This window comes from Actinomyces viscosus, assembly GCF_900637975.1.
Taxonomy (GTDB): domain Bacteria; phylum Actinomycetota; class Actinomycetes; order Actinomycetales; family Actinomycetaceae; genus Actinomyces; species Actinomyces viscosus.
On sequence record NZ_LR134477.1, the window covers coordinates 421,833 to 438,270 of the forward strand.

At 71.8% G+C, this 16,438-nt stretch carries 14 protein-coding genes; 9 read left to right on the forward strand and 5 right to left on the reverse strand.

From position 1 onward, the window contains the following. Nucleotides 1-17: 17 nt before the first annotated feature. Entirely contained in the window at nucleotides 18-755 is a 738-nt protein-coding gene (locus EL340_RS01905; protein WP_126413181.1) for an IclR family transcriptional regulator, read from the reverse strand. 223 nt (nucleotides 756-978) lie between these two features. Here EL340_RS01905 and leuC point away from each other — a divergent pair, with 223 nt between their 5' ends. The 5 genes from leuC (at nucleotide 979) to EL340_RS01930 (ending at nucleotide 6,792) form a co-directional block, all read left to right on the forward strand. Then, nucleotides 979-2,517: a 3-isopropylmalate dehydratase large subunit gene (gene leuC / locus EL340_RS01910; protein ID WP_126413182.1), complete on the forward strand. Its 1,539-nt coding sequence runs from the start codon at nucleotides 979-981 to the stop codon at nucleotides 2,515-2,517. Nucleotides 2,518-2,571: 54 nt separating this feature from the next. Further along, entirely contained in the window at nucleotides 2,572-3,225 is a 654-nt protein-coding gene (gene leuD, locus EL340_RS01915; protein WP_126413183.1) for a 3-isopropylmalate dehydratase small subunit, read from the forward strand. 249 nt (nucleotides 3,226-3,474) lie between these two features. Further along, a complete protein-coding gene (gene murA, locus EL340_RS01920; RefSeq protein WP_126413184.1) occupies nucleotides 3,475-4,797 on the forward strand; it encodes a UDP-N-acetylglucosamine 1-carboxyvinyltransferase in 1,323 nt (440 codons plus the stop codon). Nucleotides 4,798-4,909: 112 nt separating this feature from the next. Beyond that, nucleotides 4,910-5,752 carry a lysophospholipid acyltransferase family protein gene (locus tag EL340_RS01925; protein ID WP_232023272.1) on the forward strand — a complete coding sequence of 281 codons (843 nt, stop codon included), beginning with the start codon at nucleotides 4,910-4,912 and terminating at the stop codon, nucleotides 5,750-5,752. Beyond that, a complete protein-coding gene (locus tag EL340_RS01930; protein ID WP_126413185.1) occupies nucleotides 5,749-6,792 on the forward strand; it encodes an NAD(P)H-dependent glycerol-3-phosphate dehydrogenase in 1,044 nt (347 codons plus the stop codon). The genes EL340_RS01925 and EL340_RS01930 overlap by 4 nt, the downstream gene beginning before the upstream one ends. Before the next feature lie 44 nt (nucleotides 6,793-6,836). Here the strand turns inward: EL340_RS01930 and EL340_RS01935 are convergent, their stop codons facing one another. Then, the gene (locus EL340_RS01935) at nucleotides 6,837-7,508 is read right to left on the reverse strand and encodes an AMIN-like domain-containing (lipo)protein (protein ID WP_126413186.1); all 672 of its coding nucleotides are present in this window, start codon (nucleotides 7,506-7,508) and stop codon (nucleotides 6,837-6,839) included. A gap of 98 nt (nucleotides 7,509-7,606) precedes the next feature. Between EL340_RS01935 and EL340_RS01940 the strand changes: the two genes are divergently transcribed. Continuing rightward, nucleotides 7,607-8,773, forward strand: coding sequence for a D-alanine--D-alanine ligase family protein (locus EL340_RS01940; RefSeq protein WP_126413187.1), 1,167 nt, complete (start codon nucleotides 7,607-7,609; stop codon nucleotides 8,771-8,773). Further along, entirely contained in the window at nucleotides 8,760-9,845 is a 1,086-nt protein-coding gene (locus tag EL340_RS01945) for a thiamine-phosphate kinase (protein ID WP_126413188.1), read from the forward strand. The genes EL340_RS01940 and EL340_RS01945 overlap by 14 nt, the downstream gene beginning before the upstream one ends. A 116-nt stretch (nucleotides 9,846-9,961) precedes the next feature. Here EL340_RS01945 and rpmB read toward each other — a convergent pair whose 3' ends face one another. After that, entirely contained in the window at nucleotides 9,962-10,153 is a 192-nt protein-coding gene (gene rpmB / locus EL340_RS01950; RefSeq protein ID WP_003785965.1) for a 50S ribosomal protein L28, read from the reverse strand. 518 nt (nucleotides 10,154-10,671) lie between these two features. Between rpmB and EL340_RS01955 the strand changes: the two genes are divergently transcribed. Both EL340_RS01955 and EL340_RS01960 read left to right on the forward strand, forming a co-directional pair. Beyond that, a complete protein-coding gene (locus EL340_RS01955) occupies nucleotides 10,672-12,636 on the forward strand; it encodes a DAK2 domain-containing protein (protein ID WP_126413189.1) in 1,965 nt (654 codons plus the stop codon). Between the two features lie 104 nt (nucleotides 12,637-12,740). Next, nucleotides 12,741-14,996: an ATP-dependent DNA helicase RecG gene (locus EL340_RS01960; protein ID WP_126415263.1), complete on the forward strand. Its 2,256-nt coding sequence runs from the start codon at nucleotides 12,741-12,743 to the stop codon at nucleotides 14,994-14,996. 10 nt (nucleotides 14,997-15,006) lie between these two features. Here the strand turns inward: EL340_RS01960 and rsmD are convergent, their stop codons facing one another. Both rsmD and EL340_RS01970 read right to left on the reverse strand, forming a co-directional pair. Then, entirely contained in the window at nucleotides 15,007-15,567 is a 561-nt protein-coding gene (gene rsmD, locus EL340_RS01965; RefSeq protein ID WP_126413190.1) for a 16S rRNA (guanine(966)-N(2))-methyltransferase RsmD, read from the reverse strand. A gap of 67 nt (nucleotides 15,568-15,634) precedes the next feature. Then, nucleotides 15,635-16,303, reverse strand: coding sequence for a class II aldolase/adducin family protein (locus EL340_RS01970; protein WP_126415264.1), 669 nt, complete (start codon nucleotides 16,301-16,303; stop codon nucleotides 15,635-15,637). Between the last annotated feature and the right edge of the window lie 135 nt (nucleotides 16,304-16,438).

Consider the following 16,438-nt stretch of genomic DNA (forward strand, 5'->3'; position numbering starts at 1 on the left):
CCGGGCCGCGAGGTGACTCAGACCGCTCCGGTGTCGCTGAGCACCTCGGACAGCCGGCGTGCTGCCGCCATGACCACATGGCCGTGGACGCGGCCGGGCTGGCGCCCCATGCGCTCGATGGGCCCGGAGATCGAGATCGCGGCCACGACCTTGCCTCCCGGCCCGCGCACCGGCGCCGAGACCGAGGCGACTCCCGGCTCGCGCTCGCCGACCGACTGAGCCCATCCCCGACGTCGGACCGCCGAGAGCATCGTGGCGGTGAACCGGGCTCCCACCAGGCCGCGGTGCAGACGGTCGGGCTCCTCCCAGGCGAGGAGCACCTGAGCCGCTGAGCCGCCCTGCATGGACATGGTGGCGCCCACGGGGATGGAGTCGCGCAGCCCGATGGGGCGCTCGGCATTGGCCACGCAGATGCGCACGTCGCCCTGACGGCGGTAGAGCTGGGCGGACTCGTGGGTCTTGTCGCGCAGAGCCGCCAGCACCGGTCCGGCGGCGGACAGAAGATGGTCCTCGCCCGCGGCGCTGGCCAGCTCGGTGAGCCTGGGCCCCAGGATGAAGCGCCCCTGGGGGTCGCGGGTGACTAGACGGTGGAACTCGAGGGCGACCGCGATGCGGTGCGCCGTGGGGCGGGCCAGGTGGGTGGCGGACACCAGCTGGGCCAGAGTCGCCGGGCCCGACTCGAGTGCGCTCATCACCAGGGCCGCCTTGTCGATCACGCCGACGCCGCTGCTGTCGTTCTCTAAGGAGCTGTCCATAATCTGATACTGGCATTTCAAGGTATGAGATTTCAAGTTAGGGTCATCCCTGGAAGCGGCACAGTGTCAGCATCCTGGGGTCGAGGCGGCAGTCGATGACCCCGGGCGCGGCGCGGCCGCCTCTCGCAGTCTGTGCAGAGTCCCAGGGAAGTCCCAACGGGGTCTCAGGGCCTGTCTGAGGCCGGCGCGGTTGCGAACACCTGTTTCTGAGAGGATGAAGTCGATGGGAATGACTCTCGCCGAGAAGGTCTGGCGTGATCATGTGGTGTCCAAGGGGAGCGACGGCGCCCCCGACCTGCTGTTCATCGACCTTCACCTGGTTCACGAGGTCACCAGCCCCCAGGCCTTCGAGGGGCTGCGTCTGGCCGGCCGCGAGGTGCGTCGCACCGACCTGACCATCGCCACCGAGGACCACAACACCCCCACCCTGGACATCGACCTGCCGATCGCCGACGTCACCAGCCGCGCGCAGATCGAGACCCTGCGGGCCAACTGCGCCGAGTTCGGGGTGCGCCTGCACTCGCTGGGGGATGCCGACCAGGGGATCGTCCACGCCGTCGGCCCGCAGCTGGGGCTGACCCAGCCCGGCATGACCGTCGTCTGCGGCGACTCCCACACCTCCACCCACGGAGCCTTCGGGGCGCTCGCCTTCGGCATCGGCACCTCCCAGGTCGAGCACGTCTTGGCGACCCAGACCCTGCCCATCGCCCCCTTCAAGACGATGAGCGTCACCATCGACGGCGACCTGCCCTCGGGCAGCGGGGCCAAGGACATCATCCTGGCCATCATCGCCAAGATCGGGACCAACGGCGCCCAGGGGCATGTCATCGAGTACCGCGGCCGCGCCATCGAGCAGCTCTCGATGGAGGCCCGCATGACGATCTGCAACATGAGCATCGAGGGCGGGGCCCGGGCCGGCATGATCGCCCCCGACCAGACCACCTTCGACTACCTCAAGGAGCGTCCCCACGCGCCCGTCGGCGAGGACTGGGACGCCGCCGTGGAGTACTGGTCCAGTCTGCGCACCGACCCCGACGCCGTCTTCGACACCGAGGTGGTTCTCGAGGCCAAGGACATTGAGCCCTTCGTCACCTGGGGCACCAACCCCGGGCAGGGCCTGCCGCTGTCCGCCACGGTCCCCGACCCCGAGGACATCGCCGACGCCACCGAGCGGCTCGCCGCCGAGCGGGCCCTGGAGTATATGGATCTCGTCCCGGGGACGCCGCTGCGCGACATCAAGGTCGACACCGTCTTCATCGGCTCGTGCACCAACGGCCGCATCGAGGACCTGCGGGCCGCCGCGGAGGTGGTGCGCGGACGCAAGAAGGCTGACGGACTGCGCATGCTCGTGGTGCCGGCCTCCGCCCGGGTGCGGCTGCAGGCCGAGGCCGAGGGCCTGGACCGGGTCTTCAAGAGCTTCGGCGCCGAGTGGCGCAACGCCGGCTGCTCCATGTGCCTGGCCATGAACCCGGACAAGCTCTCCTCCGGGGAGCGCGCCGCCTCCACCTCCAACCGCAACTTCGAGGGGCGCCAGGGCAAGGGCGGACGAACCCACCTGGTCTCTCCCGTCGTCGCCGCGGCCACCGCCGTGCGCGGGGCCCTGTCCGCCCCGGGGGACCTGCCTCCGCGGCCCGCCGGCTGGGAGGAGTCCGACGCCGTCGATGACGGCCCGGCCCTGGGGGCCGACGACATCCCGGTGGTCACGGCGGTTCCGCCGGTGCCGCAGCCGGCGTCCATCATGCTCCCGGTGACCGTGCTGTAGCGCCCGGCCCGGGAAAGAGACGAAGAGACGTAAGGCAAGGAGCTGACAAGGGCTGTGGACAAGTTCATCCGGCACACGGGAATCGGCGCCCCGCTGCGGCGCAGCGCCGTCGACACCGATCAGATCATTCCGGCGGTGTACCTCAAGCGCATCACGCGCACGGGCTTCGACGACGCCCTGTTCGCCTCCTGGCGGGCCGGCGAGCCCGACTTCATCCTCAACCAGGAGGCCTACAAACGGGCCTCCGTGCTCGTGGCGGGCCCCGACTTCGGCACGGGCTCCTCGCGCGAGCACGCCGTGTGGGCGCTCAAGGACTACGGGTTCAAGGTGGTCCTGGCTCCCCGCTTCGCCGACATCTTCCGCGGCAACGCCGGCAAGCAGGGACTGGTGGCCGGGGTCGTGTCCCAGGAGGACTGCGAGCAGCTGTGGAAGATCCTCGAGACCGAGCCGGGCAGCGAGGTGACGGTGGACCTGGAGAACCGCACGGTCGAGGCCGGATCCTTCCGCTGCACCTTCGCCATCGACGACTACGTGCGCTGGATTCTCATGGAGGGGCTCGACGACATCTCCCTGACCCTCACCCAGGAGGACGCCATTCGCGCCTACGAGGAGGCCCGCCCGGCCTTCAAGCCGCGCACGCTGCCGGCCAAGCACCTGCCCGCCCAGGAGGTCGTCTCAGCCAGGGCCGCGGACATGCCCCGGCCCTGACGGCGAGCGGATCCGTCGAGGTCTCTGCCGAGGTCGAGGCCCGTTGCGTCGGATTTCATCGGAAGTGGCACGGCGTCGTCGGGTATTGATCGGGACTTTCTGTGAGTCGAAGGCCACCTGATACGGGTCTGAAAACGGTCCTGGGAGGTCCTCGGGTGCGCTTATGCTGGGACGGCCTCGCGCGCCCGCGCGAGGATGGGTACCCGGCTCACGCGCGCCGCACGCCCAGATGACGTCATGGAGGTGCGCATGGTCGACGGTCTGCTCCAGGTCGAGGGCGGTCGCCCGCTGACTGGTGAGATCACCGTCCGGGGAGCCAAGAACCTGGTTCCCAAGGCGATGGTGGCGGCCCTGCTGGGATCATCCCCCTCAGTGCTGCGCAACGTCCCACTCATCCGCGACGTTGACGTGGTCTCGGGGCTGCTGAGCCTGCACGGTGTGAGCATCGACTACGACCAGCGCGAGGGCGTGCTTCAGCTGGACTCCTCCAAGGTCGAGTCCGCCCACATGGCCGACATCGACGCGCACGCCGGCTCCTCGCGCATCCCGATCCTCTTCTGCGGCCCGCTCCTGCACCGCCTGGGGGAGGCCTTCATCCCGGACCTGGGGGGCTGCCGCATCGGCGACCGTCCCATCGACTTCCACCTGGAGATCCTGCGTCAGTTCGGCGCCACCGTCGACAAGCAGGCCCAGGGCATCCGGCTGACCGCGCCGGCCGGCCTGAACGGCACCGTCATCGAGCTCCCCTACCCCTCGGTCGGCGCCACCGAGCAGACCCTGCTCACCGCTGTGCGTGCCCACGGGCTGACCGAGCTGCGAAACGCCGCCGTCGAGCCCGAGATCATGGACCTGGTCGACGTCCTGCAGAAGATGGGCGCCATCATCTCGGTGGACACCGACCGCACCATCCACGTCGAGGGCGTCGACGAGCTGTGCGGCTACACCCACTCGGCCCTGCCCGACCGCATCGAGGCGGCCTCCTGGGCCTCGGCCGCCCTGGCCACCCGCGGAGACGTGTTCGTGCGCGGCGCCCACCAGAGCCACATGACCACCTTCCTCAACACCTTCCGCAAGGTGGGAGGCGCCTTCGACGTCACCGACGAGGGCATCCGCTTCTACCACCCCGGCGGGGACCTGCACTCAATCGTGGTCGAGACCAACGTCCACCCCGGCTTCATGACCGACTGGCAGCAGCCCCTCGTTGTGGCGCTCACCCAGGCCCAGGGCCTGTCCATCGTCCACGAGACCGTCTACGAGAACCGCTTCGGATTCACCGGCGCACTTCGCAAGATGGGGGCCACCATCCAGGTCTACCGCGAGTGCCTGGGCGGAACCGAGTGCCGCTTCGGTCAACGCAACTTCTACCACTCCGCGGTCATCTCCGGTCCCACCCCGCTGACCGGTGCCGACATCGTCGTGCCCGACCTGCGCGGCGGCTTCTCCCACCTCATCGCGGCCCTGGCCGCCGAGGGCACCAGCCGGGTCGAGGGCGTCAACCTCATCGACCGCGGCTACGAGCACTTCATGTCCAAGCTGGAGTCCCTCAACGCCGCCGTCACCCGCCTGGCCTGATCGGGGCCGTCCGGCCACCGGTTGCTCGGCGGGCGCGTCGCCGGTGAGGCTCGGAGAACCTCGCTCCGCTCTCCTGAGCGGATAGAGTTCACCCGTGCCTGCAACTCGCCCTATGACCCCGTTCTACCGCTTCGCCGCACGCGGGGCGATCATTCCGTTCCTCAAGATGGTCTCCAGGCAGAAGGTGACCGGCCTGGAGAACATCCCCCGTGAGGGCGGCTTCATCGCCGTGGCCAACCACCTGACCGACCTCGACTCGCTCACGGCCATGCGCGCCCTGGTCGACGCCGACGTACCCGTCTACTCCCTGGCCAAGTCCACCCTGTTCAAGGTTCCGGTGCTCGGCTCCATCCTGCGGGCCGGAGGCCAGATCCCGGTTCAGCGGGGCACCCAGAACGCGGCCACGGCCCTCAAGGCCGCCAGCGATGTCCTGGCCGACGGCGGAGCCATCATGATCTTCCCCGAGGGCACGCTCTCCCGGGACCCCCTCAAGTGGCCGATGGTCGCCAAGACCGGAGCGGCCAGGCTGGCCATGACCAGTGGCGCGCCCGTCCTGCCCATGGGGCAGTGGGGCGCCCACGAGATCCTGGACACCTACGGGCGCTCCTTCCGTCCCTTCCCGCGCAAGGACGTGCGCGTCACCATCGGCGAGCTCATGGACCTGTCCCGCTTCGGGAAGGACGCCCAGGACCGCGAGGCCGTGCGCGCCTGCACCGCTGAGATCATGCGGGCCATCACCGCCCTGGTGGAGGAGCTGCGGGGTGAGAAGGCCCCCCGGCCCTTCGACATGCACTACGACGGCGACCCCGGCAAGGGCAGGATCGGCGTGCGCCGCCCCGACCCGCTGCCCGAGGCCGTCCCCGGTGGGACCGACACCGCCCAGGGCACGGAGAAGACCGCGGGGAAGACCGAGAGCACGGAGAAGACCGAGGGGCCTCAGGAGGGCGGGCAGTGAACGGCATCGACGCGGCGTCAGGGCGGCGGGCGGCCGTCATCGGCTCGGGCGCCTGGGGCACGACCTTCGCGAGTCTCCTCGCCCAGGCGGGCACCCCGACGACGATCTGGGCCCGGCGCCAGGAGGTGGCCGACGAGATCAACGCCGGCACCAACGAGCGCTACGTCCCCGACCACCGTCTGCCGTCAGGAGTCACTGCCACCACCGACCTGGCCAGGGCCGTCGAGGGGGCGGGCGTCGTCGTCGTGGCCGTGCCCTCCCAGGAGGCCCGAGGGGTCCTGGAACCCGTCCGCGGCGCTCTGGCCGACGACGCCGTGGCCGTCTCCCTCATGAAGGGCGTCGAGCTGGGCACCGGGCTGCGGATGAGCGAGGTGCTGGCCCAGGCCCTGGGCATCGACGGCTCTCGCGTCGTCGTCGTCTCCGGTCCCAACCTCGCCGACGAGATCGCCGCGGGCCAGCCCACCGCCACCGTGGTGGCCGCCGTCGACGAGCAGGTCGCCGCCAGGGTCGCCGCCATGTGCGCCACCGCCACCTTCCGCCCCTACACGAATACCGACGTCCTGGGCGTCGAGCTGTGCGGGGCGGTCAAGAACGTCATCGCCCTGGCCGTCGGCGCCGCCGCGGGCCGGGGCCTGGGGGACAACTCCAAGGCCACGATCATCACCCGGGGCCTGGTCGAGATCACCCGTCTGGGCCTGGCGCTCGGTGCTCGTCCTGAGACCTTCGCCGGACTGGCCGGTATGGGGGACCTGGTGGCCACCTGCTCCTCGCCCCTGAGCCGTAACCAGACCTTCGGCCGCCACCTCGGTGAGGGAATGAGCGTGGCCGAGGCCGCCGCGGCCTCCCGGGGCGTGGCCGAGGGCGCCAAGTCCGCCCGCGCCGTCCTCGACCTGGCCCGCTCCCACGGCGTGGACATGCCGATCACCGCCGGTGTCGTCACCGTCGTCGAGGGCGCGGCCAGCGTCGCCCAGGTGACCGACGCGCTGCTGGCCCGCCCCCGCAAGGCCGAGGGCGTCCACGCGGCCCCGTCTCAGACCTAGCTCCCGGCCCCTGACGACTGCGGGTGCCAGTTGCGCCTCGGCGCTCAGTGGGCGATGTCGACGACCAGACGCGTGGGGTTGGAGAGGCTGAAGACCCGGTAGGTCTGGGAGTCGGTGCCCAGCACCACCTGGAACTCGCCCTCGAACCCGGGGTCGATGTAGGCCGAGTCGATGCTCCGGTCATCGTTGGCGGAGTCGTCGAGCTCGATCTGCCGGTGTCCGCTGACTCGCTGCCCCTCCGGGGGGACCGCGGCCACGCCGCTGCCCCGGATCACCATCGTGTGGTCCCCCTCAACCTCGATCGGGTCGCCCTTGCCCATGGTGGAGGCCGGGATGTCCCACTGCGGCTGGCTCCAGCCGGGGGTTCCCTGGCCGTCGAACTCCACCACGAACCGGCTGTAACCCTCATCGGGGTGGTTCCCGACCCTGACGTCAGCCACCGTGAGGGTGCTGCCCTCGGCGGCCTGCTGGCCCCGGGAGCCGGTGCCCCAGTCCGGGGCGTCGGAGCTGTTCTGGTGCGGGTGGGTGGGCGGCGCCGTCTGGGTCGCAGCCGTTGCCGGGGCCCCGGATCCGCCGGGAACGGCGGACGCGGAGGAGGGGGAGGCCGATGACGTGCTCACTGAGCAGGCGCTGAGCGCCAGAGCCGTGCTGGCCGCAGTGATAGCTGCGGTGCCGGCCAGCAGGGTGAGCGGTATGACGGGGCGGCGGTGGGGCATCGTTGCCTTCTTTCACGAGGGAGCGCAAGGCGCCCGCTTTGTACCGGTACCTTTGTGCGTTAACAGCATACGGGGCCCCGCGCGGTAGCGTGGGACCTATGACAGACCTCCAGGAAACCGGCCCCTCCGTTCCCCGTCCTGACAGCTCCAAGGTGCGTGTCGCCGTCGTCTTCGGCGGCCGCAGCGGTGAGCACACGATCTCCTGCGCTACCGCCGCCGGGGTCCTGTCGGCCATCGACCGTGACCGCTACGAGGTCCTTCCTGTGGGCATCACCCCCGAGGGCCAGTGGGTGCTCGTCGAGGACGACCCCGCCGCCTTCGAGCTCAGCGACGACCGGCCGCCGGTGACGATCACCGCCGACGGACTGGGCCGGGGGGTCCTCACCGCTCCGCTGGGAGGCGGCGAGCTGACCGTGCTCGGCCCCGCCGGTCCGCGGGTGCTGGACCGGGTCGACGTCGTCCTGCCGCTGCTGCACGGCCCCTACGGCGAGGACGGAACCATCCAGGGAATGCTGGAGATGATGGGGGTTCCCTACGTCGGCTGCGGGGTGCTGGCCAGTGCCGCGGGTATGGACAAGCAGGTGACCAAGGTGCTCCTGGGAGCTGCCGGCATCGCCACGGCGCCGCACGTCGTCGTCGGACCCCACGCCTGGAAGCGCGACCCCGAGGCGATCCTGGACGCCTGCCGCTCCTTGAGCTACCCCCTGTTCGTCAAGCCCGCCCGCGCCGGCTCCTCCCTGGGCATCAGCAAGGTCGAGCGTCCCGAGGAGCTGCCCGGCGCCATCGAGGCGGCCCGGGCCGTCGACCCCAAGGTGCTCGTGGAGAGCGGGATCGTCGGACGCGAGGTCGAGGTCGCCGTCCTGGAGGGGACGGGCGACGACGCCCCCCGGGTGGCCGAGCCCGGCGAGATCGCTATGGACGTCTCCCAGGGCGCCGGCGAGTTCTACGACTTCGAGACCAAGTACCTGGCCCGCGACGCCGTCGCCATGGTCTGCCCGGCGCGCATCGGCGCCGAGGAGAGGGCCCTCATCATGGACACCGCCGCCCGGGCCTTCGAGGCCGTGGGCTGCGAGGGGCTCGCCCGCGTCGACTTCTTCCTCACGCCCAGTGGCGAGGCGGTCGTCAACGAGATCAACACGATGCCTGGCTTCACCCCCTTCTCCATGTACCCCTACATGTGGCAGGTCTCCGGCCTGGACTACACCGACCTGGTCTCCGAGCTCATCGAGCTGGCCCTGGCCCGTTCCACCGATGTCAACCGCTGAGCCGGTTCCGCCCGGCGGCCAGATCGAGCGGGTCGGTGACCTCAGCGAGGAGGAGATCCTCGCCGTCATCACCCCACTGCTGCCGCGCGCCGTGCAGACCCCGGTCGGCACCGGAGACGACTGCGCGGTCCTGTCCTTCCCCGACACGCGCACGGCGGTGAGCACCGACGTCCTGGTCGAGGGGCACCACTTCCGCACCGAGTGGTCCACGGGGCGCGACGTCGGCGTGCGGGCGGCGGCCCAGAACCTCGCCGACGCCGCAGCCATGGGGGCCCGGCCGGTCGCCCTCGTCGTCGGCCTGGTCATGCCGCCGGCCACGCCGGTGGCCTGGGTGCGGGACTTCGCCCAGGGCCTGGCCCAGGGGTGCGAGCCCTGCGGGGCGGGCGTCGTCGGCGGCGACCTCAGCAGTGGGGAGTCGCTGGTTGTGGCCGTCACGGTCCTGGGGGACCTCGAGGGCAGGGCCCCGGTCCTGCGAAGCGGTGCCCGTCCGGGGGACCTCGTCGTCCACGCCGGCACCCTGGGGCGCAGCGCGGCGGGACTGGCGCTGCTCAGCGCCGGGCCGCAGGTCGTGGCCGCGGTCGAGCGGGGCGGGGGACCGGTTCAGGCACGGGACTGCCTGGCCGCCTTCCGAGCCCCCGTCCCGGCCCTGGCAGCGGGCCCCGCCCTGGCCGATGCCGGCGCCACCTCCATGATGGACGTCTCGGACGGGCTGCTGCGCGACGCCGGACGGATCGCCCGGGCCAGCAGCGTCGTCATCGACCTGGATGACCCGGATGACCTGCCCGACATGTCCTTCCTCGAGCCGGTCGCCGCGCTCATGACCGAGGGCGAGGGGGCATCGGCCCGCACCCTGGCCCGCAGCTGGCTGCTCACCGGGGGAGAGGACCACGGAATGCTCGCCACCGTCCCGGCCGCTGCGGTGGGGAGTCTCCCGGCGGATGCCAGGGTGATCGGCCGCGTACTGGCTCCCGGGGCCCCGCAGGCCCGTGCACTGGATCACCGGCCGGGCGTTCTGCTGAAGGGGGAACCGGCCCGGGAGCGCGCCGGCTGGGACCACTTCTCCAGGGCCTGAGCCGGGCTCAGCCAGGGCTCCCATGGCACGACCATGACACGATCACGACACGACAAAGGCCGCCGACTGCTTGCGCAGCGGCGGCCCCCGTGCTCGAAGGACTCGAGGCGATACGCTCAGATGTTGCGCGTCACCTTGCCGGCCTTGAGGCAGGACGTGCACACGTTGAGGCGCTTGGGGGCGCCGTTGACGAGAGCACGCACACGCTGGATGTTGGGGTTCCACCGGCGGTTGGTCCGCACGTGGGAGTGCGAGACGCTCTTGCCGAAGATGGGGCCCTTGCCGCAAACGTCGCACACAGCAGCCACGGTCTCACTCCTGATCTTCAATGCTTCAACGCTCGGGCCAGTGCCCGGCGCCAGGTCTTACCGCCCAGGCGCGGAGCGCTGGGCAACCCGAACACAATAGCGGACCCTCTGACTGCCTCCCAAGCCGCGAGGGCGTGGGTTCGGGCACACGTCGGGGCGTCTGAGGAACGGGAAACGTACGAGCGATTGGTTGCAAACGTGCTTGATCTCACCATATGACGAACGTTTGCCTCAATCGAGTGCGGTGGTAGGCGGTTTGACCAGCGTGTCAGTGGTTCGGGTGTCCAATTGGCTCTCTGACGCCCAGAACGGGGCGTTGCGCGGGCCGGCCGCTCCGGTGGGAGGAATGTGTCCGGGCAGGTACTCTGAAACCACATATCAACCCAGAGGCTCGGCCCAGCCGTGAACCAGGCTCGCTGAACGCCTGCACATATGCAGATCATGCAGTGGAACAGAAGGTGTTCGCAGCGTGAGACGCACGGTGTGGTGGCCGCAGCCAGGACGCAGGGGAGGCGAAGATGGCGCAGTCGCAAGGACACCGCCCCGCTACCCCTGTCTCCGGGGCCCACGTGCTGCAGGGGACCGCGGTGCGGCGATGGATCGCGCTGGCTGAGATCGTCGCCGATCAGACCCGGGACCTGGTGGACGTCCTCAATGTCTTCCCCGTGCCGGACGCCGACACCGGAACCAACGTCCTGCTCACCCTGCGCTCGGCCTCCGACGCCCTCCACCGCCTGGGCCGGGCCGCTGACGCCGCCCAGGTCGCCCGCGCCGCAGCCGACGGCGCCGTGCGCGGAGCCCGGGGGAACTCGGGGCTCCTGGTCTCCCAGGCACTGGCCGCCTTCGCCGACGTCTGCGCCGACGCCCCCGATCCCACTGGGCTGCGCCCCGTCGAGCTCGTGCACGCCTACGAGGCCATGGCGGACACCACCTGGGCGGCCGTCTCCCGTCCGGTGGCGGGCACCCTGCTGTCCGTCGCCAGGGACGCGGCCACGGCCGCACGCTCCGCCCTGGAGGAGGCGACGGCGAGCTCGCCCGCGACCCTGAGCATCATCGCCGCAGCCGCCGCCTTCGGGTCCCAGGAGTCCGTCGTCGAGACCGCGGGCCTCGGGCACGGGCCGGTGGACGCCGGGGGAGCGGCCTTCATGCTGCTGCTGACCTGCCTGTCGGACACCATCGACGCGATCCAGGACTCCGGCAGCGGGACGGAGGAGGCGCCCGAGCTCCGCCAGGGCCACGAGGACGCCGACGAGCACGCCCCCTACACGGCCGTCGCCCGCCAGATGCTCACCGACCTGGCCGAGGGCGGGGTCCCGCACAGTGTCGGCCCCGAGCCGCTGGGCATGTCCACCGGCGAGTTCGAGGTCATGTACCTGCTGGAGGCGACCGCGGTCCAGGCCGGTCAGCTGCGCCGCGACCTGGAGCTCATCGGCGACTCCGTCGGTGTCGTCGGCACCCCTGACGCCCTGGGCGTGGGGCTCTACCAGGTCCACGTCCACACCGACACGCCGCGCGCGGCCCTGCCGCACGTGGGCCGCGCCCGGCAGATCTGCATCCACCACCTTCACCCCACCGCCCTCGTGGCGCCCACCGACGAGCCCCCGTCCCCGTGGGGGGCGCTCGACTCCGACTCCACTGGCCACGTGGTCTCCTTCGAGCGCCTGGCGGCCCGCCGGGCCGAGCGCAAGGCCAAGTCGGTGCGGATGCACCCCTCCCAGGCGGCCGCCCCCCGCCCCGCGCCCGTGGAGGGCCCGCGTCTGGCCGTGCGCTCGCGGCAGTCCGGGGTCGGTGTCATCGCCTGCACCCGTGCCCCCGGGCTCATCGAGCAGCTCGCCCGCTCCGACGCCGCCGTCGTCCTCAACCCCGACCGGGAGGGCATCGCCCGCGCCGCTGCGGACCTGGGCTCCTCGCAGGTCATCGTGCTGCCCTGCGATGCCGCCTGCACCGAGGCCGCCCACGACGCCGCCCGCTTCCTGGCGGCCCGCTCCGCCGTCTCCACCGTCCGCCCTCCTGCCGGAGCCGCTCGGAGCATGGGCGCCGCTCGTGAGACCGCCCGGGCCGGGATGCAGGCGGGGGCGCCGTCGGAGCGCTACGCGGCCGAGGGCATCCAGCTCCTCGTGTGCGACACCGACGACGAGGCCCGGGTCCTGGCGGCCACCGTCGCCCTGGCCGGACGCAGCGAGGAGGCCGAGCTGGCAGACCTGGCCCGCCGCGCCTGGAGCGCCGCCGCGGGCCTGCGCACCATCGCTCTCAACGGGGCCCAGGCCGACGCCGACGCCGTGGCCCACGCCGTGGCCTCAGCGCTGCGCCCCTCCGACGAGCTGCTCACCGTCATCACCGGCCGCAACGCCGGCCGCGACGTCGGCGCCCTGGCCGCCAGCGCGGCGGTGGGTGCCCGCGGGCACGTGGTCGGTGAGGACGTGGAGGTCGCCGTCCACGCGGGCGGCCAGGAGCACCCCGACGTCCTCATCGCCATCGAGTAGCCGTAGCAACGGCTCCTCGTCATAGGGTGGAGGCCGTGCCCAGCTCGCCCGATCGCTCGACCCGCGCGCCTCGCCCCGGCAGCGTTGGCCTCCTCGAGCGTCCCGTGACCCGGCTCGTGGGCAAACGCACCGCCGCCCAGCTCGCCAAGCAGGGGGTGGAGACGGGAGCCGACCTGCTGCGCCTCCTTCCCCGGCGCTACGACACCTGGGGAGACCTGACCGACATGCGCACGCTCGTCACGGGCGAGCAGGCCACCATCCAGGCCCAGATCGTGCGGGCCTCCTCCCGCCGCACCCGCTCCGGCCGGGCACCGGCCCTCATGGAGGCCACCGTCACCGACGGCGTCTCCACCATGGACGTCGTCCAGTTCGGCGCAGCGGGCCAGATGCGGGCCCGCGCCACACAGCTGGCTCCCGGAACCACCGTCCTCATGAGCGGCAAGGTCGGCCTCCATCGCGGGCGCAAGCAGCTGTCCAACCCGCGCCTGTACGTCCTCGACGAGCTCGACGAGGCCGAGCGCGAGGCCCTGCTGGCCCGCCCCATGCCCATCTACCCGGGCACGGAGGCCCTCCCGTCCTGGTCGGTGGCCAAGGCGGTGCGGACCGTCCTGGACCAGGTGGGCCCCGACGACGTCCCCGACCCCCTGCCCGATGAGCTGCGGCGCTCAGCCGGTCTGGTCGACGCCTACACCGCCTACCGCTGGGTGCACCTGCCCGACGACGCCCATCAGTGGAAGGCCGCCCGGAGCCGGCTGCGTCACGAGGAGGCCCTCATCCTCCAGGTGGCCCTGGCTCAGCGCCGGGCTCACCACGAGGCCACCCGCACCGCGGTGGCCTGGCCCGAGCCCGAGGCGGCGGGCTCCCTGAGAGCGGATCTCGACGCGGCCCTTCCCTACGAGCTCACCGCCGGGCAGGTGCGGGTCGGCCGGGAGATCGCCGCCGACCTGGCCCGCACCGTCCCCATGCAGCGCCTCCTCCAGGGCGACGTGGGCAGCGGCAAGACCCTGGTGGCCCTGCGCGCCATGCTCCAGGTGGTCGACGGCGGCGGGCAGGCCGCCCTGCTGGCTCCCACCGAGGTGCTCGCCGCCCAGCACCACTCCTCCCTGGAGGCGGTTCTCGGTCCCCTGGCCGGCCTCGGGATGCTCGGCGGTGCCGAGCGCGCCACCCGGGTCCACCTGCTGACCGGCTCCACCCCGGCCGCCCAACGACGTCGGATCCTGGCCGACCTGGCCGCCGGGGAGCCGGCCATCGTCGTGGGGACCCACGCCCTGCTGTCGGACACGGTGCAGATCCCCTTCCTCGGCCTGGTCGTCGTCGATGAGCAGCACCGCTTCGGCGTCGCCCAGCGCGACGCCCTGCGCGAGCGCGGCGGTGTCACCGACCCGGCCACCGGCCGGCGCCACACCCCCCACCTGCTGGTCATGACCGCCACCCCGATTCCACGCACCATCGCCATGACGGTCTTCGGTGATTTAGCCACATCCGTTCTCGACGAGCTGCCCGCCGGCCGCAGCCCCGTCCCCACCCACCTCGTCCCGTGGTCGCGCGCCTCCTGGGTCGAGGGCATCTGGCGGCGCGCCGCCAAGGAGGTCGCCGCCGGCGGGCGCGTCTACGTCGTCTGCCCGCGCATCGAGGTCGGTGATGACGAGACCCGGCAGGCGGAGGCCGTGTCGGCTTCCGATGTCGATGCCGACCGGCCCTCGGGGCTGCTCGAGCCCGAGGGCGGCATCCCGCGCCCCGACCGCCCGCTGGCTGCCGTCGAGGAGTGGAGGCAGCGCCTGGGGGCCGAGCCCGCCCTGGAGGGGATCGGCGTCGGAGTCCTCACCGGACGCATGAGCAGTGAGGACAAGGCCGCAGCCATGGCCGACTTCGCCTCCGGAGCCACCCCCGTCCTGGTGGCCACCACCGTCATCGAGGTGGGCGTGGACGTGCCCGAGGCCTCCATGATGGTCATCCTGGACGCCGACCGCTTCGGCCTGTCCCAGCTCCACCAGCTGCGGGGACGGGTCGGACGCGGCAGCCGGGAGTCGGTCTGCGTGGCGGTCACCGGCGTGGAGGTCGGCTCCACCGCCTTCCACCGGCTCAAGGCCTTCGCCTCCACCACGGACGGATTCGCCCTGGCCGAGGCCGATCTCGACCTGCGCAGCGAGGGCGACGTCCTGGGGGCCTCGCAGTCGGGGCGTGCCTCCGGCCTGGACCTGCTGCGCGTCACCCGTGATGCCCGGCTCATCGCCACCGCCCGGCACCAGGCCGAGCAGATCGTGGCCGCCGACCCCGATCTTCGCGAGCACCGGGCCCTGGCCGCGGCAATCGTCGAGCGCCTCGACGAGGAGTCCCAGGCCTTCCTCGAGCGCGCGTGACGGACCGGTCTCAGGCCGGCTCGGCGAACCAGATCGTGGTCTCGCCGTAGCGTTTGTCCGCGAAACGCTCCAGCCCCGCCGGCCAGGTTGGCTCCGGCGAGCGCGTGGAGCGCTCGACGACCACGACGGCGCTTGCGGCCAGCCACGGGTCCTCGCCGCGGGTCAAGGGGGTGAGGATCGCGCTGAGCTCCTCCTCACCCAGCTCGTAGGGCGGGTCGATCAGCACGAGGTCAACCGGTGCTCCTGCCGCACCTGCCAGGAAGGCGGCTGCCTTCGCCGTCACCGCCGACACCCCGCGCAGTCCCAGTGCCCGGATGTTGCGCCGGCAGGTCTCCGCCGCCGCGCGCGAGGAGTCCACGAGCACGACATCGCTGGCGCCCCGGCTCGCCGCCTCCAGGCCCAGCGCTCCTGAGCCCGCGCACAGATCCACCACTCGGGCGCCGTCGAGCACCCCGTAGTGGTCGAGGCGGGCGAAGAGGGCCTCGCGCACCCGCTCTGAGGTGGGGCGCGTCCCGGAGCGGGGCACCTCGATCCTGCGCCCGCCCACGGTCCCGGCCACGATCCTCGTCATGGTCCGACCATACGCGAGATCCCGCTTCCCGGGCTGACGCCGCTGTGCCCCTGTTATCGCGGGTCCCTCAGCCCTCCTCGGCCGGAGCGTGCTGGCCGTAGCCGGTGTCCCGGATCTTGCGCGCGACCGCCGTGATCTGCTCGTCTGAGAGGATCTTGGGGCTGCCGACGGCCCGCGTGCGCAGGTAGAGCTCACAGACCCACTCCAGCTCCTGGGCCAGAACGTAGGTGGAGGCCAGGTCCGGCCCGGCCACCACGGACCCGTGGTTGCTCATGAGGGCCGCCGTGCGTCCCTCAAGGGCCTTGGCGACATTGGCCGCCAGCTCGGGGGAGCCGTAGATCGCGTAGTCCGCCACCCGCACGTCGCTGCCGCCGAACATGCAGATGTAGTAGTGCACGGCCGGAAGCGCGCTCACACCCTCGAGGCTGGCCACGGTGGTGGCCGCGTAGGAGTGCGTGTGCACCACCGAGAGCTGACCGGTCGCCCGCAGTGCGGTCAGATGCAGGTCGAGCTCGCTGGCGGGCTTGAGGGGGCCCTCGACCTGCTTGCCCGTGGCGTACTCGACCACGGCGACCAGGTCGGGCCGCATCTCCTGGTAGGGCAGCCCCGAGGGAGTGATGGCGACCAGGTCCCCCTCCCTGACCGACAGGTTGCCGGCGGTGCCGACGACCAGCCCGTCGTCGGCCAGGTGGGAGCAGGCCTCGGTGATCTGCTGGCGGGCGTCGTGAAGAAGCATCATGAGCTCTTTCCCCGGGACGTACCGCAGCGCGCCCCGTTGCGTCTGAAGTGGTACCAGCGAATCGTCTCATGTTGGCGCTCTCATGTCCACGGTCAACTCTTTTGTGCTTAATGCTTGACACTACCAAGCGGT